The sequence below is a fragment of the Rhizobium sp. SAFR-030 genome (assembly GCF_059415005.1).
In genome coordinates this window covers 401,522-420,856 of sequence record NZ_JBPFDO010000005.1, presented here as the reverse complement: position 1 = coordinate 420,856, position 19,335 = coordinate 401,522, and the positions used below count along the sequence as shown (strand labels likewise).

Annotated in this window: 17 protein-coding genes and 1 tRNA gene; 12 read left to right on the top strand and 6 right to left on the bottom strand. The window is 64.9% G+C overall.

Annotated features, from left to right (window positions below):
• Window positions 1-1,239, bottom strand: coding sequence for a phosphate regulon sensor histidine kinase PhoR (gene phoR, locus ACR65N_RS17825; protein ID WP_440458135.1), 1,239 nt, complete (start codon window positions 1,237-1,239; stop codon window positions 1-3).
• Between the two features lie 231 nt (window positions 1,240-1,470).
• On the opposite strand from phoR, the gene ppk2 reads away from it, so the two are divergent.
• Complete coding sequence (gene ppk2 / locus ACR65N_RS17820) at window positions 1,471-2,352, top strand: polyphosphate kinase 2 (protein WP_440458086.1); 882 nt, start codon at window positions 1,471-1,473, stop codon at window positions 2,350-2,352.
• Between the two features lie 24 nt (window positions 2,353-2,376).
• On the opposite strand, the gene ACR65N_RS17815 is transcribed toward ppk2, so the two are convergent.
• Window positions 2,377-3,723, bottom strand: a complete 1,347-nt coding sequence (locus tag ACR65N_RS17815) for a hypothetical protein (protein ID WP_440458085.1) — start codon at window positions 3,721-3,723, stop codon at window positions 2,377-2,379.
• Window positions 3,724-3,977: 254 nt separating this feature from the next.
• On the opposite strand from ACR65N_RS17815, the gene ACR65N_RS17810 reads away from it, so the two are divergent.
• Both ACR65N_RS17810 and ACR65N_RS17805 read left to right on the top strand, forming a co-directional pair.
• Window positions 3,978-4,053 (top strand) — tRNA-Thr (locus tag ACR65N_RS17810).
• Between the two features lie 117 nt (window positions 4,054-4,170).
• Window positions 4,171-4,485, top strand: coding sequence for a hypothetical protein (locus ACR65N_RS17805; RefSeq protein ID WP_440458084.1), 315 nt, complete (start codon window positions 4,171-4,173; stop codon window positions 4,483-4,485).
• Between the two features lie 30 nt (window positions 4,486-4,515).
• Here ACR65N_RS17805 and ACR65N_RS17800 read toward each other — a convergent pair whose 3' ends face one another.
• A complete protein-coding gene (locus ACR65N_RS17800; protein WP_440458083.1) occupies window positions 4,516-5,514 on the bottom strand; it encodes an SDR family oxidoreductase in 999 nt (332 codons plus the stop codon).
• A 184-nt stretch (window positions 5,515-5,698) separates the two neighbouring features.
• Here ACR65N_RS17800 and ACR65N_RS17795 point away from each other — a divergent pair, with 184 nt between their 5' ends.
• From ACR65N_RS17795 to nadE, 5 genes are all read left to right on the top strand, one after another.
• Complete coding sequence (locus ACR65N_RS17795) at window positions 5,699-5,881, top strand: hypothetical protein (protein WP_430306057.1); 183 nt, start codon at window positions 5,699-5,701, stop codon at window positions 5,879-5,881.
• 104 nt (window positions 5,882-5,985) lie between these two features.
• Window positions 5,986-8,226 (top strand): heavy metal translocating P-type ATPase, encoded by a 2,241-nt coding sequence (locus tag ACR65N_RS17790; protein ID WP_440458081.1) that lies wholly within the window; start codon window positions 5,986-5,988, stop codon window positions 8,224-8,226.
• Window positions 8,227-8,416: 190 nt separating this feature from the next.
• On the top strand, window positions 8,417-8,671 hold the full coding sequence (locus ACR65N_RS17785) for an acyl carrier protein (protein ID WP_440458080.1): 255 nt from the start codon (window positions 8,417-8,419) through the stop codon (window positions 8,669-8,671).
• A 20-nt stretch (window positions 8,672-8,691) separates the two neighbouring features.
• Window positions 8,692-10,242 (top strand): class I adenylate-forming enzyme family protein, encoded by a 1,551-nt coding sequence (locus ACR65N_RS17780; RefSeq protein WP_440458079.1) that lies wholly within the window; start codon window positions 8,692-8,694, stop codon window positions 10,240-10,242.
• Entirely contained in the window at window positions 10,239-11,234 is a 996-nt protein-coding gene (nadE, locus tag ACR65N_RS17775) for an NAD(+) synthase (RefSeq protein ID WP_440458078.1), read from the top strand. Before ACR65N_RS17780 ends, nadE begins: the two co-directional genes overlap by 4 nt.
• Before the next feature lie 28 nt (window positions 11,235-11,262).
• Here nadE and ACR65N_RS17770 read toward each other — a convergent pair whose 3' ends face one another.
• Window positions 11,263-12,399, bottom strand: a complete 1,137-nt coding sequence (locus ACR65N_RS17770) for a hypothetical protein (RefSeq protein WP_440458077.1) — start codon at window positions 12,397-12,399, stop codon at window positions 11,263-11,265.
• Window positions 12,400-12,521: 122 nt separating this feature from the next.
• On the bottom strand, window positions 12,522-12,914 hold the full coding sequence (locus tag ACR65N_RS17765; RefSeq protein WP_430306062.1) for a PRC-barrel domain-containing protein: 393 nt from the start codon (window positions 12,912-12,914) through the stop codon (window positions 12,522-12,524).
• A 211-nt stretch (window positions 12,915-13,125) separates the two neighbouring features.
• Between ACR65N_RS17765 and ACR65N_RS17760 the strand changes: the two genes are divergently transcribed.
• The 4 genes from ACR65N_RS17760 to ACR65N_RS17745 all read left to right on the top strand — a co-directional run bounded on the left by ACR65N_RS17760 (window position 13,126) and on the right by ACR65N_RS17745 (window position 18,319).
• Window positions 13,126-14,829 carry a long-chain fatty acid--CoA ligase gene (locus ACR65N_RS17760; RefSeq protein WP_440458076.1) on the top strand — a complete coding sequence of 568 codons (1,704 nt, stop codon included), beginning with the start codon at window positions 13,126-13,128 and terminating at the stop codon, window positions 14,827-14,829.
• A 168-nt stretch (window positions 14,830-14,997) separates the two neighbouring features.
• Complete coding sequence (locus ACR65N_RS17755; protein ID WP_440458134.1) at window positions 14,998-16,194, top strand: alpha/beta hydrolase; 1,197 nt, start codon at window positions 14,998-15,000, stop codon at window positions 16,192-16,194.
• 111 nt (window positions 16,195-16,305) lie between these two features.
• Window positions 16,306-17,922: a glucose-6-phosphate isomerase gene (gene pgi / locus ACR65N_RS17750; RefSeq protein ID WP_440458075.1), complete on the top strand. Its 1,617-nt coding sequence runs from the start codon at window positions 16,306-16,308 to the stop codon at window positions 17,920-17,922.
• A 232-nt stretch (window positions 17,923-18,154) separates the two neighbouring features.
• On the top strand, window positions 18,155-18,319 hold the full coding sequence (locus ACR65N_RS17745) for a DUF3096 domain-containing protein (RefSeq protein ID WP_440458074.1): 165 nt from the start codon (window positions 18,155-18,157) through the stop codon (window positions 18,317-18,319).
• 61 nt (window positions 18,320-18,380) lie between these two features.
• Here the strand turns inward: ACR65N_RS17745 and ACR65N_RS17740 are convergent, their stop codons facing one another.
• Window positions 18,381-19,307, bottom strand: coding sequence for a carbohydrate kinase family protein (locus tag ACR65N_RS17740; RefSeq protein WP_440458073.1), 927 nt, complete (start codon window positions 19,305-19,307; stop codon window positions 18,381-18,383).
• Window positions 19,308-19,335 lie beyond the last annotated feature (28 nt).

Below are 19,335 nucleotides of genomic sequence, written 5' to 3'. Positions count from 1 at the left end.
TCAGAAGCGCACGGTGAAGTCGGTCCCCTTGCCCAGTTCCGACCTGACGACCAGCCGCGCTCGGTGGCGTGTCAGGATGTGCTTGACGATCGCAAGGCCGAGACCGGTGCCCTTCTTTGAACGGCTGTCGGCGACGCTGACGCGGTAGAAGCGTTCCGTCAGCCGCGGCACATGCTCGGGTGAAATCCCCGGGCCACGGTCGACGACGCTGAATTCCACCGCTTCGCCCGGCTGCTGGCGCAGGAAGACGTCGACGATCTTTCCCTCCTGGCCGTATTTGCAGGCATTCTCGATCAGGTTCTCGATCACCTGGATGAGTTCGTCGCGGTCGCCCGTCACCTCCGCCTTGCCCTCCGGCAGATGCATGCGGATCTCGACACCGAGATCATGGGCGAGCGGCATGAGCGCATCGCGCACATGACTGACCAATGGCACCAGGTCGACGACCTGGTTCGGGGCGATGTGGGATTTGAGCTCAAGACGCGACAGGGACAGCAGATCATCGACGAGGCGGCTCATGCGGGTTGCCTGGTCGAGCATGATGCCGAGGAACCGCTCCTGTACGCCGAGATCGCCGCGCGCCGGACCCTGCAGCGTCTCGATGAAACCGCGCAATGACGCAAGCGGCGTACGCAGCTCATGGCTGGCATTGGCGACGAAATCGGAACGCATGCGATCAAGGCTGCGCAGCTCGGAGATGTCCTTGAAGGACAGCGCGAAATAGCGAGCGGCCTCACCCTCCTTGCCGGACGTCGAGCCGGCCGGCAGCACTATCGGCTCGATCCGCACCAGATACACACGCTCCGACGGAATGCGTTCTGAAAACTCCATCTGGTTCGGCTTGCCGGTCACGATGGTCTCCCGCACCATGTCGAGGATGCCCGGCGACCGCAGCCGTGCCGAGAGGTGCAGGCCCGGTGCAAGTTCGGCAAAGCTTGCGGCAGCGGCCGGGTTCTGCAGCACCACGTCGGCCTCTTCCCCGAGGACCATGACAGGCAGGTCGAGCGCGGCATAGGCCCTTGCCAGGCCATCGAGAGGATCGATTTCCGCGGGTGCCGGCGCAACGACGGGCCGGATGGCGGGCGGCTCCGCCGTCATCACCGGCCCGAGCAGAAGCGCCAGCATCATCAGCAGCCAGGCCGCAGCGGCAAAGGCCGGATTGAGGCCGCCGGCAGCCGCCAGGATCGCCAGCAGACTTGCGGCGGCGACGACCAGCCAATTGTCCCTCAGGCGCCCGATCCGACTGCTGCCTACGTCCATCCAGCCCATCTCCATCCCCCGCATCATGCCTATCGCGACCACCGGCTTGACCGGCGGTGATAGCGGCTGCGTATGACAGATATACATCGGTGACTTCGCGTCGCAGTGAAATTTCAGCCTGTCCTTGGATTTCGCCATCAAAGACAGGACATTGTCACGGCGCGCCTTACATGATCACTTCCCGACACGGCCGCAGGCGGAGCAGGACATATGACGGAACTGATCGACACCCCGATCGTCGAACTGGATATCGGCGGCAAGACCCGCCGCTTCGACATCGACGACCCGAAACTTCCGGATTGGGTGGAGGACGAGGCGCTGGCATCCGGCGGCTATCCCTACGACAAGAAGCTCAAGCGGGAGCACTACAAGAAGGAACTCGAGGCGCTGCAGATCGAGCTCGTCAAGGCGCAGCTGTCGATCAATGCCAGCGGCAAGCGGGTGATGGCGGTATTCGAGGGCCGTGACGCCGCCGGCAAGGGTGGCACGATCTTCACCATCCGCTCGTTCCTCAACCCGCGCTCGGCGCATGTGGTGGCGCTGACCAAGCCGACCGAGACGGAAGCGGGCCAATGGTATTTTCAGCGTTACGTCTCGCACTTCCCGACCAAGGGCGAGATCGTGCTGTTCGACCGGTCCTGGTACAACCGCGCCGGCGTCGAGCCGATCATGGGGTTTGCCACGCCGGAGCAGCATCAGCATTTCCTGAAAGTCGTGCCGACGTTCGAGGACCTGCTGGTGGAGGACGGCATTCACTTCTTCAAATTCTGGCTGAACATCGGGAGGGAGATGCAGCTGAAGCGTTTCCACGATCGTCGCCATGACCCGCTGAAGATCTGGAAGCTGTCGCCGATGGACGTGGCCGCGCTCACCAAGTGGAAGGACTACAGCGAGAAGCGCGACCTGATGCTGGAAAAGACCCACAGCGAGAAGGCGCCGTGGACCGTGGTGCGCGCCAACGACAAGCGCCGCGCCCGGCTGAACATCATCCGCCACATCCTCACCTCGATCGATTACGAGGGCAAGGACAAGGACGCCATCGGCGAGATCGACGACAAGATCCTCGGCTTCGGCCCCGACGCATTCAAGTAGCAGGCAGATGCCGGCCTACCGGGCCTACTGGCCCGGCAGGACGCGCACGGAATAGATCAGGATCGGCTGGCTGCTGCCCAGGATGTCGCTGTTGACGAAGATGCGGCCGGGTTGGGTCGGCGCCAGCGTCCGATCAAAGGTGACCCGGAACAGCGTATCGGAACGCTCCTGCGTCGCCGTCACCCGATGCCGGCTGCAATCGCCCAGCGACGCGAAATCGCAGCGGACGGCAAGCTGTACCGCATTATCGCCGACTGCCTGCAGCGTGATGGCGATGGTCGAGGTCTTGCCGGCCATCTGCTGCAGGATCTCGACCGGCACGGGGATCGCCACGTCGCCGCTGGATCCGGTGGCCCGCGAGGTCAACTGCAGCGCCGAACCGTCGGCGACCGGGACCGTCTCGACGCTGGCTTCGGCACCCGCCACGGCATTGGCGGCACCGCCGGGGCGATAGACGTTCAGCCATTCGGAGGAGAAACCCTGCCGCGGATCGAGCACCGTGCTTGGCGCGCCGGGGAAATCCTCCTCCTGTACCTGGGCAGGCGGATTGGGAACGCTGGTGTCGCGCTCGGCAGGGCTCAGGAACAACCCGTTGGTATAGGCCCACCAGCCGCCCATCGCCAGGAAGGCGAAAAAGGTCAGGTAGATGAACAGCCGCGAGATCAGCCCGCGGCGGCGTCGACGGCGGTGTTCTCCGGGGATCCCCGGTGCCGTATCGGCGACCACCTGCTTCGGCGGCGGCACGGGCTTGCGCCGGCGAAACAGCGAGCGCTTTTCGGGCTTCGCCCGGGCGGCCGGTGCAGCCGGCGCCAGTCGATCGGTCGAAGGCTCCGCCCGCATCGCGCCGAGGTCGCCCAGACCACCGCCCGGCTGCGGCATCATTCCAGGCGCACGATCAGCGGGAGTGTCCACAGCCCCGCCGAGGAAGCCTGCGGAAGCCGCAGAGGCGGATCCGGCACCGGCGCTCTCGCGGCTCTGGCCGCCCAGCGCCGGCCCTGATGTTGCTGCTGCCCCGCGCTGCGCGGGGGCGTTGACGGATGATACAGCCGGATGCTGCGGTGCAACGGCTTGCGGCGGCTCGATCGGCGCCCGGACTGCCTGCGGATCAGGCGCTGGCGTGACGGGGGGCGTGGCCACAGGCGCCGCCGAAGCGATGGCCGCCTGGCGGCGCTCCTCGAACTCGATCTCGCGGATGTTTTCCTCAAGCCTTCGACGCTGCGCCTCGATCACCTCGGGATCGGTGATCTCCTGCTTGCGCAATCCCGCCTCGAGGGCCTGGCGCGCCGATTGGTAGATACGCGCGCGGACGTTCGCGTCACCGCGGTCGGAGCGCGCAAGCGCGTTCCTGATTGCCGTTTCCAAACCGCTCACGAAGCATCCTTCTTCACTGTCGCTGCGTCCACAGCCATTGCCTTGGGTAACCTCTGTCTCGATCAACTGCAAGCATCGGCCGATGCCGTCTTTCCAGCGAGAAGCGGCGCGATGATGGCGGCTCGATCCAAGCTTTGCCGCCAGAGCGGCAGCACGCATGTGAAAGAGATTGCATCAAGGCGAAAACCGCACTTGAAATCCTGTCTCATACGCTGTATCTGCCGCCTCACATCGCAAGCCACAGTGCTTCGCGGGCCGCTTTAGCTCAGTTGGTAGAGCACGTCATTCGTAATGACGGGGTCAGGTGTTCGAGTCACCTAAGCGGCACCATTTCCCTTCCTCCTCATCACTCTGATCCGAAGAGCGGCCACCGTCGCAGAACACGCGCGCACCTTGGCGGCGGCCAGTCGATTTCCCATTTTTTGTGCGACAGCCTGGCGGGGGACGATGATGACGGGAGAACACGGTGACTTCGGCGCAGGCTTCGAGCCGTCGCTCGACCGTATCCCGGCCGGCTATAGCGAGGGCGACTTCGACGGCCGCCGGTGGAAAGCCACGGTGAAGCGGTCCGCCGATGGCCGCCGCGTCTGGCTGTTTGCCGAGGAGATGGCCGGGGGCGACATCGTCAGCTTCAATTTCTACAGGCTCTCGCAGCAGAAGACGGCTCTGAAGCCGTGCGAAATGTCGACGTCGAAGGTCATGGCGTTCGTGCTCGGCTATCAGCCGGACGAGGCGTTCCTGTCGGTGCGGGCGGACGACTGAAGCCAGCCCCCCGCCAAAAGTGTTGTCGGATCAGGGCTGGCCGCTGCCGCCGGCTGCGCCGTAAACCTGGCCCGTCGCGTAACTGGCGTCCGATGCTGCGAGCTGAACATAGATAGACGCGAGTTCCGCCGGCTGCCCGGGTCGACCCATCGGCGTGTCGCTGCCGAAGCTCGTCAGCTTCTCCTGCGTCGCGCCCCCGCTCACCTGCAGCGGCGTCCAGATCGGGCCCGGCGCCACGCCGTTGACGCGGATGCCCTTTGGCGCCAGCTGCTTGGCCATCGACTTGGTGAAGCTCATCATGCCGGCCTTGGTCATCGCGTAGTCGACGAGGTTGGCGGACGGGTCATAAGCCTGTTCCGACGTCGTCTGGATGATCGCCGAGCCCGGCTGCAGGTGCGGCAGCGCCGCCTTGGTCAGCCAGAACATGCCGTAGAGATTGGTCTTCATCGTTGCGTCGAAATCCTCCGTCGAGATCTCGTCGAGCGACTGGCGCTGCTGCTGGCGGCTGGCATTGTTGACGAGAATGTCGAGGCCACCCAGCTTTTCCACGGCTTCCGAGACAATGCGCCTGCAGGTTTCCTCGCTGCGAATATCGCCCGGAATGGCGACCGCCTTGCGGCCGGCCTTCTGGATCAGGTCGACGACTTCGCGGGCGTCCGGCTCCTCGTCCGGCAGGTAATTGATGGCCACGTCGGCGCCTTCGCGGGCATAGGCAATGGCGGCTGCGCGGCCCATGCCCGAATCGCCGCCGGTGATCAGCGCCTTGCGGCCCATCAGCCGGCCGGATCCTTCGTAGCTGGTCTCGCCGTGATCGGGCCGCGGGTCCATCTTTGAGGCAAGGCCCGGGAACGGCTGGGTCTGCGACGGGAACGGCGGCTTCGGGTACTTGGTCAGGGGGTTGTCCATCTTGGTAGCCGATCCTTGCGTCTGTGCGGTTGCGGTGGCCGTCGTCGTGCCGGCAGCGAGGAGAATGCCGGTACCGCCCATCACAGCGCGGCGGGTGATTCCGTTGTCGTTCGACTTGTCCATTGGATACCTTGCGGGTGGTTCGATTGAACGGGTGGGTTGAAACCGGCCTAACCGGAGGCGGTGCCGATCGTTCCAGGCGCGCGCCGGGCGCCCACACCTCCGGCAAACCGGAACCGCCTTCGTAAGCAGGCGTTGCAGTCATGCAGGAGCGCATGAGCGACCCGCTGCAGTGAAGAGATGTCCGATGCACACCAACGACAACAATTCGAAGCCGGAACAGCGCCGGCCGGACGACGTGAATCCTGTCGCCGGCGACAACGGATGGTCCGACGCGGAATCGATGGCGCCACCTCTGGTTCAGCCGGCCGGCGAAAAGGACGAAAGCGAACGGCCGATCGTCGATCCGGTTACCGGCGCGCCTCTCTGATCACCCTCTTCCGGCGCCCTCCGCCCGGGTTCGACCGACGCCACAAATTCTTTCGTCGCGGCCCTTGAACCTCAAGTGGCTAGAGGTCCTAGGATCGTCTGCAGATGATCCGAGGTGAAATGATGAGCGACGAACTGGCCACGAAAACCCGCTACCGCGTCGGCGGCATGGACTGTGCGTCCTGCGCGATGAAGATCGAGACCGCAGTGACCCGGCTTCCCGGCGTCAGCCAGGCCGACGTGTCGGTGGCTGCCGGAACGCTGTCGGTCCATCATGAACCTTCGCTCAGTCTTCTGTCCGTCGAGCGGCAGGTCAAGGCGCTCGGCTTCACGATCCAGCCGCTAAGCGCCACGGGCAAGTCTGCACAGGTGCCGGAGGAACAGGCCGGAGCAGACGCGCATCACCACGACCATGATCATGGGCACGACCATGATCATGACCACGGACACGGGCACGACCATGGCGCGATCATCGACGGCCCCTGGTGGAAGACGAGCAAGGCGCAGCTGACCATCGCCTGCGCCGCAGCGCTTGCTCTCGCCTACCTGGTTGGCCGGATGATCCCGGAGGTCGAGCGCTTCGCCTATCTTGCGGCCCTTGCCATCGGTCTCGTACCGGTCGCCCGTCGCGCCATTTCCGCCGCCTTCGCCGGCACCCCGTTCTCGATCGAGATGCTGATGAGCATCGCCGCCGTCGGGGCGGTGTTCATCGGTGCGGTGGAGGAAGCGGCAACCGTGGTGCTGCTCTTCCTCGTCGGCGAAATGCTGGAGGGCGTCGCCGCAGGCCGGGCAAGGCAGAGCATCCGCGGCCTGACCGACCTGGTACCGAAGACGGCGCTGGTGGAGGAGAATGGCACGACCGTCGAGAGGGAGGCGACAACGCTTGCCGTCGGAACGGTGATCGTCGTTCGTCCCGGCGACCGGATCGCCGCCGATGGCACGATCGTCGACGGCGAGAGCGCCATCGACGAGGCACCGGTCACTGGCGAAAGCCTGCCGAAGCGCAAGGTTCCGGGCGACAGCGTGTTCGCCGGCACGATCAACACGGATGCCGTGCTGCGGATCCGCGTGACGGCGGCAGCGCAGGACAACACCATCGCCCGCGTCGTAAAGCTCGTCGAGGAGGCGCAGGAGAGCAAGGCGCCGACCGAACGCTTCATCGACCGCTTTTCCCGCTCGTATACGCCATTCGTGCTGGTGGTCGGCCTGCTGGTGGCGACACTTCCGCCGCTGCTGTTCAGCGAGCCCTGGCTCGAATGGATCTACAAGGGGCTGGCAGTGCTGCTCATCGGCTGCCCCTGCGCGCTGGTCATCTCGACGCCGGCCGCGATCGCCGCCGGCCTGTCGGCCGGAGCCCGCCGCGGGCTGCTGATCAAAGGCGGCGCCATTCTCGAAAGCCTGCGCCGGGTGACGACGGTTGCCTTCGACAAGACTGGCACGCTGACGCTCGGCCGGCCGGTGGTCACCGACATCGTCGCCCTCGCCCGCAACGAGCGGCAGATCCTGTCGCTGGCGGCGGCGCTGGAGAGCGGCTCTTCGCATCCGCTGGCGCTGGCAATCCTTGACTGGGCGAAGGCCGACAAGGCACCCGTTCCGCCGGCCTTCGAGGCAAAGGCACTCGCGGGCAAGGGCGTCTCCGGCAATGTCGGCGGTGAACATGTATCGCTCCTGTCGCCCCGTGCAGCCGCCGAGGTCGACGGACTGTCACCGGAGATCGAGGCCCGCATCGCGGCGCTGAACGACGAGGGAAAGACCGTTTCGGTGCTGGTGGTCGGCGGGCAGCTTGCCGGGCTGATCGCCATGCGCGATGAGCCGCGCCCGGATGCCGCGACCGCCCTCAAGAGACTTGCCGAGCGTGGTATCGCGACCGTGATGGTGACCGGCGACAACCAGCGCACCGCAGCCGCCATCGCCGGCCGGCTGGGCATCGAGGCGCGCGCCGACCTGCTGCCGCAGGACAAGCAGACGATCGTCCGCGAACTGCAGGCAGGGGGTGCCGTGGTCGCCAAGGTGGGCGACGGCATCAACGACGCGCCGGCGCTGGCGGCGGCCGATATCGGTATCGCCATGGGTGGCGGCACGGACGTGGCGCTGGAAACGGCGGATGCGGCAAGCCTGCACGGGCGGATGGCGGACATTCCCGACATGATCGACCTGTCGAAGAGCGTCATGGGCAACATCCGCCAGAACATCACCATCGCCCTCGGCCTGAAGGTGGTGCTGCTGGTGACGACGATCCTCGGCGTGACGGGCTTGTGGCCGGCGATCCTCGCCGATACCGGTGCGACGGTGCTGGTGACGGCGAATGCCATGCGGTTGCTGCGCTGGCAGGCCGGCACCGCCTGAGGCGGGTGCCGGTCGGGGCATGGGCCCAACCGGCAACGCCGACCGCTCCGGGACGCACCATTCCAGGGCGGTTGCCACGGATGCGGCGGACTTCCTTAGCGAAAGATTCAGGGATGTCCGCCACACTCGCGTCGATTGCAGTCGCCAGCCGCAGATCGTGGGGACAGACGGCCGACAGAGGGATCAGACCATGCCGACTACCTATCACGGCGCCATCCGTGAGTTCATCACCGAGAACTTTCTCTACCGCGCCGACATGAGCGTAGAAGACGGCCAGTCGCTGCTCGACAGCGGCGTGATGGATTCGACCGGCGTTCTGGAGCTCATCGCCTTCCTGGAAACGACCTACGGCATCTCGGTCGCGGACAACGAAATCATCCCCGACAATCTCGACAGCATCGACCGGGTCTCGGCCTATCTCGGCTCCAAGCTCAAGGCGGCCTGAAGCCGGAACGGGAGGTGGCGATGCGCATCGAGCCCTATCTCGCAAGGCAGACGGAACGGCACCCGGAGAAGACGGCGCTTGTCGTCGGTGCCGCCCGCATCAGCTATGGGGAACTCGACCGTATTTCCGGCTCCCTTGCCGCCGGCCTCATGCTGCACGGCGTCAAGCCCGGTGACCGGGTGCTCTTGCTGCTCGACAACGGTTGGGAAGCCGCCGCGTCATTCCTCGCGGTCTGGCGCATCGGTGCGGTTGCCTGTCCGCTTCATCCGTCGCTGAAGGCGGAAAAGCTCGGCCACATCATCGGCCATACCGGGGCCGCCGCGATCATCGCGCCTCTGCGCGCCGCTCACCTCATCGAGACGGCGAAGATCGCCGCCGGTTCGTCGCTGCTGCCGATCCTCGTGCATGGCGATACGCCGCCCACGGACGGTGCGCTGTCTTTCGAGACGCTCGTCTCGGGAAACTGGCAGGCGCCCCAGGCGCATCCCGGAAGCGACGAGGATCTTGCGCTCATCATCCACACCTCGGGTTCGACGGGCAGAGCGAAGGGCGTGATGCTCACCCATACCAACCTCGATGCCGCCTGCTCGGCTATTGTCGGCTATCTCGGCAATACCGAGGATGACGTGGTGCTGAGCGTGCTGCCGCTGTCCTTCGGCTACGGCATTACCCAGATGGTGACGATGCTGATGGTCGGCGGTACGCTGGTGCTGGAGCGCAGCTTCGCCTTCCCGCGCGCCATCCTCAACCGACTCGCTGAGGTCGAGGCGACCGGCCTGCCGGTGGTTCCGGCCATGGCGACGATGATTGCCGGCATGCAGGATCTCGCGCCCGGCTTCCTGCCGCGGCTGCGCTACCTGACCAATGCGGCGGCGGCGATGCCACCCTCGACGACGGCGGCGCTGCGCCGGCTACTGCCGGCGACCAACATCCACCTGATGTACGGGCAGACCGAATGCATCCGCACCGCCTGTCTGGCGCCCGGGGAGGTCGACCGCCGCCCGCTTTCGGTCGGCAAGGCGATCCCCTGCACACGGGTAGAGATCGTCGGCGATGACGGCCTTGCCGTCGCACCCGGCGAGGTCGGCGAGCTGATCGTCGAAGGCCCACACGTGATGGTCGGCTACTGGAACGACCCCGCGGCCACCGCGCTGGCGCTCGACGTGCGGGACAGACGGCGCCGGTTACGCACCGGCGACCTGTTCCGCAGCGATGCCGAGGGGTTCCTCTATTTCGTGGCCCGACGCGACGACATCATCAAGACACGCGGCGAGAAGGTCAGCCCGCAGGAGGTGGAGAATGTGCTCTACAGCCTGCCGGGCGTTCTGGAAGCTGCCGTCGAAGGCGTTGCCGATCCCCTGTTCGGACAGGTGGTGAAAGCGCATGTGGTAATGGCGCCGGACGTTCTCCTGACCGAGCGGGACGTGGTGCGCCACTGCGCCCAATACCTCGAGGACTTCATGATACCGAAGCTCGTGGAATTCCACGAAGCGCTGCCAAAGACGACGACCGGCAAGATCCGGCTGTCTCTCACACACCCATCCCTGGACGACAAAGGAAACGTGGCATGATGCAGACGCTGAACGCCGTGCAACAGCCGCGGCCGTTTTCCCCTGATGCCCTGAAGCTGGACGCCGAGGCCGAGATCGAGCGGATCTGCGCCTTTCTCCGCGAGGCGGCGCTGAAGGACCTGCGCAAGCGCGGTGCGACGCTCGGCCTATCCGGTGGCATCGATTCGAGCGTCACGGCGGCGCTCTGCGCACGGGCGCTGGGTGACCGGAAAGTGGTCGGCATCTTCATGCCTGAACACGACTCCGATCCCGAAAGCCTGCGTCTCGGGCAGGCGCTTGCCGCGGCGATCGGCGTCGAGACGGTGCTCGAAGACATTGGTCCGAGCCTTGCCGCCGCCGGCTGCTACACGCGGCGCGACGGGTTCATCCGCCAGGTGGTGCCGGAGTTCGGCGAAGGCTGGGGCTGCAAGGTAGTGCTGGAGGATGCACTAGCCGGTCGCGGCTACAACATCTCGTGGCTGGTGGTTGCCAATCCGGCCGGCGAACAGAGCCGGCACCACATGCCGCTCGACGTCTATCTCGGCATGATTGCCGCCGCCAACATGAAACAGCGGACCCGCAAGCAGATCGAGTACTATCACGCAGACCGGCTGAACTTTGCCGTCGCCGGCACGCCGAACCGGCTGGAATACGACCAGGGCTTCTTCGTCAAGAACGGTGACGGCGCAGCCGATTTCAAGCCGATCGCGCATCTCTACAAGAGCCAGGTCTATCAGCTTGCCGAGGCGCTGGGCGTGCCGGAGGACATCCGCCGCCGGCCGCCGACGACCGACACCTGGTCGCTGCCGCAGGGGCAGGACGAGTACTATTTCTCGCTGCCCTTCGCGTTGATGGACCTGTGCCTCTACGGTCTGGAAAACGGCATCGCACGCGAGGCGGTGGCCGAGGCCGCCGGTCTGACGGCCGATCAGGTGGATGCGGTCTGGCGCAACATCGCATCGAAACGCAAGGTGGCGGAGTATCTGCACGCACAGCCGCTGACGATGATCTGAGACGCTTGCTGCCGGCGCAGGCTGCAAATCAGTCGCGCAGACTGTCGCCGATCAGCGGCATCCAGCTTTCGCCGGCCAGCCCGCTGACGAGCGCGTCGCCGGAGCGGATCGCCGTGAGCAGCGTCTGGTCCCGGGCCTGAGCGAGGAAAAATGTTCGCGACAGGAACAACGTCCGGCGGCTCATCAGGGCGTTGGTGAGCCAGGGCTGAGCGGCACCCCGCATGCCGCAGCAACCGACCTCGTAGGCATCGGTCAGCAAATCGTCGACGAGGTCGCCGGCCTGTGCCGGCGCCGTGAGCGACTGCAGAAGCCAGCCGAAATCGTCGGGCCGGTGGAAATAGGCATAGGCTGCGCGCGGCCGGCCATCGCGGCCGAGCGCCACCCGGTAGCGCGGCTCGCCGAAGTTGCGCTTGACGGACGCCAGGCTTGAAAACCAGTCGAGCGACATCTGATCCCAATCAGGACGCAGGGAATAAAGCGGTGCCAGCGCCAGCACCGCCGCGTCGAAATCGGATCTCGACACCGTTGCGAAGGTCGCCCGCCTGGGCGAAGGATCGAGAACCGGTCGGAACGGATCGCCGCCGAAGCGCTTGGCTGCCGCGTCGCCGAGCCGCGCCAGCGGCATCAGCGCTTTCACGATGGGCAGCCGACGCTTGACCAGTGCCGTGCCACCGCTCACCGGACGCAGCAGGCGTAGCCAGTTGAGACTGTACTGCGTGTCGAACGGTATGCCGAGCTTCTGCCACATGCGCATCGCGGTCGCATTGGCGGTCTCGGTCAGTGAAAGGTCCTGCGGACCGGAGAGGAAGCTGCGGATCAGCCGCGCACCAGCGAGTGGATGACGGACCGGGTCCTCGACAGTCAGCGATCCGGCAAAGGCTGCCCGAAGGCGCCGCCCCTCATGCACAAGCGGCGCCATCGTGACGCCGATAAAGCCGCGCACGGCGCCGGTCTCGTCCGCGAAGACCTGCGAACGGATCTCGGGATCATACCAGGGATTGTCGAAATAGATCCGCCGCAGCACAGCTGTCAGGTGCGGGGTGGGTTCGTCCGAAGGTCTTGCACCCTTGCGGAAGGCGCGAAGGAACAGCCGCGCGACGTCCGGGATGTCCGCCGGCTCGAAGGCGCGCACCGTCGCCCCCGCGCCGCGGACCGTTTCCGTCATCGTCGTCTCGCCAAGAGCAGCCATGGTCGGCGAGAGTGCCAGCCGTCCCTGAAGATAGCCTTAATTCAACGCAGAGAGGCCCCCGAAGGGGCCTCGCCGGAAGTCTCAGGAATCGAGCCGGATTACATCCAATAGGGCGGAACGCCGTAATAGTCGTAGATCGTCCGGTCGTTGTTGCGATGCCAGCTGTCGTCTTCCAGATCGGCATAGCGCGGGGCGCCGGTGATCTGGTCCTTGGTCAGGTCGATACGATAGCCGTCAAGCTGTTCGTCATAGGTCAGCTTCGACCACGGCAGCGGATAGTAGTCGTCGCCGATGCCAAGGAAACCGCCGAAGCTCAGTACGGCGTAGGCGACCTTGCCGCCACGCTTTTCAAGCATAACGCGGGCGACCGAGCCGATGCGCTTGCCGTCTGCACCATAGACGCTGGTGCCTTCGACCTTATCGCTGGCGATCAGCGAATAGTTGTCCTTGACGTAAGGATCCTGGCCGGCTCTCGGTTCTTGATGCAACATGACGCACCTCCTTTGGTTGGTACTGGCTGAAAACGCAGCTGTCCGCGGATTGGTTCCCGAAACCTGCCGGTGGGCAGCCGCGCAGGCCCGATTGACGCTTACGTCAAAGTTATTTAGCCTTGCCAAAATTCCGTTGTATGCTGACGGAGATCGACGGCTGTGCCTGGGAGTGGAGGCCTGGACACTGCCGATGAACGGAGGAGCTGCCGCCATGAACCAAGTCCCCCATACGCCTCTCAACCCGACGGCAGGCAAAGTCTGGCTCGCTTCGTATCCGCCGATCGTGCCGGCCGAGCTGCCGCCGCTGGCGCATCGTTCGCTCGGCCACCTGTTCGACGAGAGCTGCCAGCGTTTCGCCGACCGCACGGCGTTCTCCAGCATGGGCAAGGCGATGACCTTCCGGCAGCTTGATGAGGAAAGCCGGCGGATCGGGGCCTGGCTGCAGGCCCAGGGCCTGTCGAAGGGCGACCGGGTCGCGGTGATGATGCCGAACATCCTGCAGAACCCGGTGGTGGTCTACGGCATTCTTCGGGCAGGCTTCGTGGTCGTCAACGTCAACCCGCTCTACACGCCACGCGAGCTCGAGCACCAGCTGAATGATTCCGGGGCAAAGGCGATCTTCGTGCTGGAGAATTTCGCCCATACCGTGGCCCAGGTGCTGCCGCGCACATCGCTGAAGCACGTCGTCGTCACCGCGATGGGAGACATGCTCGGGCTTAAGGGACATGTGGTGAACCTGGTGGTGCGGCGGGTGAAGAAGCTGGTTCCGGCCTGGTCGATCCCGTCTGCCATAAGCTTCAAGTCGGTGCTTGCCGCTGGCGCGCGCAGCGAGTTCAAGCCGGCCGACTGCGGCCTCGACGATGTGGCCTTCCTGCAATACACGGGCGGCACGACCGGTATCTCCAAGGGCGCCATGCTGACTCACCGCAATCTGCTGTCCAACAAGGACCAGATGGCCTACTGGCTGGAGAGCGCCTTCCTCAGGCGCGAGCGGCCGGAGGTGCTGACCTTCCTCTGCGCATTGCCGCTTTACCACATCTTCGCGCTGACCGTGAATTCGCTGATGGGCATGGCGATCGGTGCGCACAACGTGCTGATTGCCAATCCGCGCGACCTGCCGGCGCTGGTCAAGGAGATGGACCAGCACAAGATCCACATCTTCCCGGGTCTCAACACGCTGTTCAATGCGCTGATGAACACCGAGGAGTTCAAGAAGATCAACCATTCGTCGCTGTTGATGGTGTTTGGCGGCGGCATGGCCGTGCAGCGTCCGGTGGCCGAGCGGTGGTACAAGATGACCGGCTGCCCGATCACCGAGGGCTACGGCCTGTCGGAAACCTCGCCGGTGGCAACGGTCAACCGCATCGACATCCCGGAATTCACCGGCACCATCGGCCTGCCGGTTTCTTCCACCGACGTCACCATCCGCGATGAGGCAGACAACGTGCTTGTGTTCGGTGAAGTGGGCGAGATCTGTATCCGCGGACCGCAGGTGATGGCCGGCTACTGGAACCGTGCGGACGAAACCGCCAAGGCGATGACGCCGGATGGCTATTTCCGCTCCGGCGACATGGGCTTCATGGACGAGCGCGGCTACATCAAGATCGTCGACCGGAAGAAGGACATGATCCTCGTCTCCGGCTTCAACGTCTATCCGAACGAGGTCGAGGAAGTCGCCGCTTCGCATCCGGGCGTGCTGGAATGCGCCGCCGTCGGCATTCCCGACGAGCATTCCGGAGAGGCGGTCAAGCTGTTCGTGGTCAAGAAGGATCCGGCGCTGACGGAAGCCGACCTGCGCGCTCACTGCGCCGAGAACCTCACCAACTACAAGCGGCCGAGATTCATCGAATTCCGCACCGAGCTGCCGAAATCCAACGTCGGCAAGATCCTGCGGCGCGAGCTGCGGCCGAAGTGACGTTTCCGACATGTCATCATGAATGTGCCGCGCCAAGGATGGACGACCATCTGCGGGATCGCTAAAGCTTAGCCTGAAGCCGGAATGCTGCCGGCGTTCCATGGCCATGCGGAGCCCGTCTTGATCAGAGTTGAGCCCTTCCTGCGTCGTCCGGTTGCCGTGCTCGCCATGCTTGCCGTGCTGTCCGGCTGTGCCAGCCGGGCTGAAGGCGTGCTGATCCCGACGACGATCGAGGCCAAGGGCACGTCGAAGGTCGATGTGCTGGTGGCAACGACGCGCAAGTCGTCGAGCGTGCCGGGCGTGCTGTTTTCCGGCGAGCGCGGCAAGGAACCGGAGATGACCGAGATCGCCGTCTCCATTCCTCCGGAAAGCAAACGGAAGGTCGGCCAGGTTCAGTGGCCTTCGCGGCTGCCGGCTGATCCGTCAAAGGATTTTGCAACCGTTGCCATCAGCCAGCTGGACGCGAACGAAAGCCGGCAGCGGCTGAGGGCGCATCTGCCGAAGAGCCGGCGGGTGCTCGTCTTCGTTCACGGCTTCAACAATCGCTACGAGGATGCCGTCTACCGGTTCGCGCAGATCGTCCACGATTCGCGCGCCGATGTCGCGCCGGTGCTGTTCACATGGCCGTCGCGCGGCAGCATCTTCGCCTACAATTACGACAAGGAAAGCACGAACTATTCCCGCGACGCGCTGGAAACGATGCTGCGGCGGATCGCCGACGACAAGGGCGTCGGCGAAGTCACGGTGATGGCGCATTCCATGGGATCGTGGCTGACGGTGGAAGCCTTGCGGCAGATGGCGATCCGCGACGGGCGCGTTTCGCCGAAGATCCAGAACGTCATTCTCGCCTCGCCCGACCTCGACGTCGACGTGTTTGGCCGGCAGCTGGAGGAGCTCGGCGCCAAGCGGCCGAAGTTCACGCTGTTCGTGTCGCGCGACGACCGAGCGCTGCAGCTGTCAAAGCGCATCTCCGGCAATGTCGACAGGCTCGGGCAGATCGATCCGGCGCAGGAGCCCTACCGATCCGAGCTCGAACGTGCGGGTATCACCGTTCTCGACCTGACCGCGCTGCAGGGCGGCGACCCTCTCAATCACGGCAAGTTCGCCGAAAGCCCGGAGGTGGTGAAGCTGCTCGGCAACCGGCTGATCGCCGGCCAGACGGTGACGGATTCGCCGATCGGCCTCGGCGAAAGCATCGGCGCGCTGGCGGTCGGCACGGCGCAGACGGTGGGCAGCGCCGCAAGCGTTGCCGTGTCGGCGCCGATCGCGGTGTTCGATCCCAACACCCGGCGCAGCTACAACGACCAGGTCGACCGCTTTGGGCAAAGCCTCGGCGGGACGATCCAGACTGCCGTCGGCCAGTAAACGGTTAGCGGCACAGGTCCGGACGCGGGCTTTAAAAGCCGTCGACGCGCTTGATTTGGCACTGAAAGCGAATAGGTTCCCCTCAGCGAAGAATGAGCGTGAGGAGCCACCATGCAGGCGATCGTCGACAAGCTGAAGACCACCGCAGCCGAGACCCGGGCGACCGATATCCGGGCTGCCTTTTCCGCCGATGCCGCACGCTTCGACCGCTTCAGCGCCCGCTTCGACGACCTGCTGATGGACTATTCCAAATGCGCGGTGAACGACGACATCCTCGCGTTGCTGGAGACGCTGTTTGCCGAGGGCGGTGTCGCTGAGAAGCGCGATGAGATGTTCTCCGGCAAGGCGATCAACTTCACCGAAAACCGGGCTGTCCTGCACACGGCGCTGCGCAACCGCTCCAACACGCCGGTGATGGTCGACGGCCGCGACGTCATGCCGGACGTCAACGCCGTACTGTCGGCCATGGGCGCCTTCGCCGACGGTATCCGCTCGGGCACGCTGAAGGGCGCCACCGGCAAGGCGATTACCGACGTCGTGAACATCGGCATCGGCGGTTCGGACCTCGGGCCGGTGATGGCGACGCTTGCCCTTGCACCGTATCATGACGGCCCGCGCGCGCATTTCGTCTCGAACATCGATGGCGCCCACATCGCCGACACGCTGAAGCTGGTGAACGCCGAAACGACACTGTTCATCGTCGCCTCGAAGACCTTCACCACCATCGAAACGATGACCAATGCGGCGACGGCGCGTGCCTTCATCGCCGAAGCTCTGGGCGAGGCTGCCGTCGGCCACCACTTCGCTGCCGTTTCCACCGCACTCGACAAGGTCGCCGCCTTCGGCATTGCCAGCGAACGCGTCTTCGGCTTCTGGGACTGGGTCGGCGGGCGCTACTCCATCTGGTCGGCGATCGGCCTGCCGCTGATGATCGCCATCGGGCCGGACAACTTCGGCAAGTTTCTCGACGGCGCGCATGCCATGGACCGGCATTTCCGCGAGGCACCGGTGCGCGAAAACCTGCCGGCGCTGCTCGGCCTGATCGGCTACTATCACCGCAATGTGCTGGATTATCCGTCGCGTGCAATCCTGCCCTACGACCAGCGGCTGTCGCGCTTCCCGGCCTATCTGCAGCAGCTGGACATGGAATCGAACGGCAAGGGCGTCACCATCGACGGCTCGCCGGTCGAAGGAAACTCCGGTCCGGTGGTCTGGGGCGAGCCCGGCACCAATGGCCAGCACGCCTTCTACCAGCTGATCCACCAGGGCACGAGCATCATCCCGGCGGAATTCATGATCGCCAGGCAGGGGTTCGAGCCGGAACTGCGCCACCAGCACGAGCTGCTGATCGCCAATTGCCTGGCCCAGTCGGCGGCGCTGATGAAAGGCCGGACCCTCGATGAGGCCAAGGGTCAGTTGCTGAAGGGCGGCATGGACGAGGCCAAGGCCGATCACATCGCGCCGCATCGCGTGTTCACCGGCAACCGTCCGTCGATCACCTTCGTCTACGACAAGCTGACGCCGTTCGCGCTTGGCCGACTGATCGCGCTCTACGAGCACCGGGTGTTCGTCGAGGGCGTGCTGTTCCGCATCAATTCGTTCGACCAGTGGGGCGTCGAGCTTGGCAAGGAACTGGCGACCGGCCTGCTGCCCGTCGTGCAGGGCAAGGCCGGCACCGAAAGCCAGGACGGCTCGACCCAGGGCCTGGTGAAGGCGCTGATCGGCTGAGATATATCTGGATAGGCCACATGGGTTGAGCACAGCGCCGCTGACGGCGCTGTCGTGGACTCATTGCCGATCAAAGCCTCGGACAATTCGGCAGGCAGGACGTTACCGCGAAGCAGCACGTCGGATCGCATCGTGATCGGCTATCGAGCAACCAAGAAGCTAGGCGCCGCGTTTGATGCCCCGGCCACTTTTGCCATCACCGTCCAGCGCCCAGCCTGACCAGGAGCCCGCAATGCCATCGATCGTCTTCATCCAACCGCTGATCGCGCTTATCGCGGGGATCGTCATCCTGATCATGCCGCGAATTCTGAACTATGTCGTCGCGCTCTGTCTGATCTTCATCGGCATCACCGGCCTCTTGCCCAATGTGATGGATAACATTCCGCTCCCCAATTAAGCGTCGCGTCCTGCGGTGTCCTTGTCATCGACAAGGACACCCGGCAGGCAAACGGGCCTCGTCAGAGCCCGATCTCGTGCGCGAACGGCGGATTGGCGCCGGCGCGCGATACGGTCACGGCGGCTGCCTTGGCGCCCAGCGCAAGCGCGTCCCTGACAGCCTGCTCGGAAAGTGCTGCGACCTTGTCCTTGGTCAGTAGGCCCTGGCGCTTCAGCGAGGCCAGGATGCCGGCGTCGAAGGTATCACCGGCGCCGACCGTATCGACCACCTCGACGCGCTCGCTCGGTACGACCACCTTGAAGCTGCCGGTATAACCCACCGCGCCTTCGGCACCGCGGGTGATGACGACAAGCTTTGCCCCCTGCCCCAGCCAGTAGTTCGCCAGCGTCTCGTGATCGCCCTCCATACCGAACCACTCCAGGTCCTCGTCGGAGAACTTGATGATGTCGGACATGGCGGCCATCCGGGCGACCCGAGCATGATGCTTTTCGCGGTCCTGGATGAAGCCGGGACGGATATTGGGATCAAACGAGATCACCCGGTTCTTGTATTCCCTCGCCATCAGCGTTTCGTAGGTTTCGCCGCAGGGTTCCGGAATGAGGCTGATCGCGCCGAAATGCATCGCCTCGATCTCGCTGCCGAGTTCCGGCAGATCGTCACGCGACAGCATGCGCCCGGCCGTTCCCTCGTCATAGAAGGCGTAGGTCGCGTGGCCGTCGACGAGCTTGACGAAAGCGATCGTGGTCGGCCGCGACGAGGTGGCGCAGAACCGGTAGTCGACATGGCTCTGCTTCAGCGTGTCGCGCAGGATATCGCCCATCATGTCGTCGGAGAGGCCGGTGAAGAAGCCTGTCGGCTGGCCGAGCCGTCCGAGCGCAATCGCGGTGTTGAAGATGGCGCCGCCTGCATAGGGGGCAAAACCGTTTTCGCCACGGGTGGTTTCCCGCGGCAGCATGTCGATGAGCGCCTCACCGCAGCACAAGATCATTGGCATCCTCCACAATCCGAGACCAGCT

What these genes read in the sequence shown, in the direction of transcription:
- ACR65N_RS17800 (WP_440458083.1), bottom strand. Translation starts at nt 5,514, where the DNA reads ATGGACAAGTCGAACGACAACGGAATCACCCGCCGCGCTGTGATGGGC.
- ACR65N_RS17805 (WP_440458084.1), top strand. Translation starts at nt 4,171, where the DNA reads ATGATGACGGGAGAACACGGTGACTTCGGCGCAGGCTTCGAGCCGTCG.
- ACR65N_RS17780 (WP_440458079.1), top strand. Translation starts at nt 8,692, where the DNA reads ATGCGCATCGAGCCCTATCTCGCAAGGCAGACGGAACGGCACCCGGAG.
- ACR65N_RS17795 (WP_430306057.1), top strand. Translation starts at nt 5,699, where the DNA reads ATGCACACCAACGACAACAATTCGAAGCCGGAACAGCGCCGGCCGGAC.
- ppk2 (WP_440458086.1), top strand. Translation starts at nt 1,471, where the DNA reads ATGACGGAACTGATCGACACCCCGATCGTCGAACTGGATATCGGCGGC.
- ACR65N_RS17745 (WP_440458074.1), top strand. Translation starts at nt 18,155, where the DNA reads ATGCCATCGATCGTCTTCATCCAACCGCTGATCGCGCTTATCGCGGGG.
- nadE (WP_440458078.1), top strand. Translation starts at nt 10,239, where the DNA reads ATGATGCAGACGCTGAACGCCGTGCAACAGCCGCGGCCGTTTTCCCCT.
- pgi (WP_440458075.1), top strand. Translation starts at nt 16,306, where the DNA reads ATGCAGGCGATCGTCGACAAGCTGAAGACCACCGCAGCCGAGACCCGG.
- ACR65N_RS17760 (WP_440458076.1), top strand. Translation starts at nt 13,126, where the DNA reads ATGAACCAAGTCCCCCATACGCCTCTCAACCCGACGGCAGGCAAAGTC.
- ACR65N_RS17740 (WP_440458073.1), bottom strand. Translation starts at nt 19,307, where the DNA reads ATGATCTTGTGCTGCGGTGAGGCGCTCATCGACATGCTGCCGCGGGAA.
- ACR65N_RS17755 (WP_440458134.1), top strand. Translation starts at nt 14,998, where the DNA reads ATGCTTGCCGTGCTGTCCGGCTGTGCCAGCCGGGCTGAAGGCGTGCTG.
- ACR65N_RS17770 (WP_440458077.1), bottom strand. Translation starts at nt 12,399, where the DNA reads ATGACGGAAACGGTCCGCGGCGCGGGGGCGACGGTGCGCGCCTTCGAG.
- ACR65N_RS17790 (WP_440458081.1), top strand. Translation starts at nt 5,986, where the DNA reads ATGATCCGAGGTGAAATGATGAGCGACGAACTGGCCACGAAAACCCGC.
- ACR65N_RS17765 (WP_430306062.1), bottom strand. Translation starts at nt 12,914, where the DNA reads ATGTTGCATCAAGAACCGAGAGCCGGCCAGGATCCTTACGTCAAGGAC.
- ACR65N_RS17785 (WP_440458080.1), top strand. Translation starts at nt 8,417, where the DNA reads ATGCCGACTACCTATCACGGCGCCATCCGTGAGTTCATCACCGAGAAC.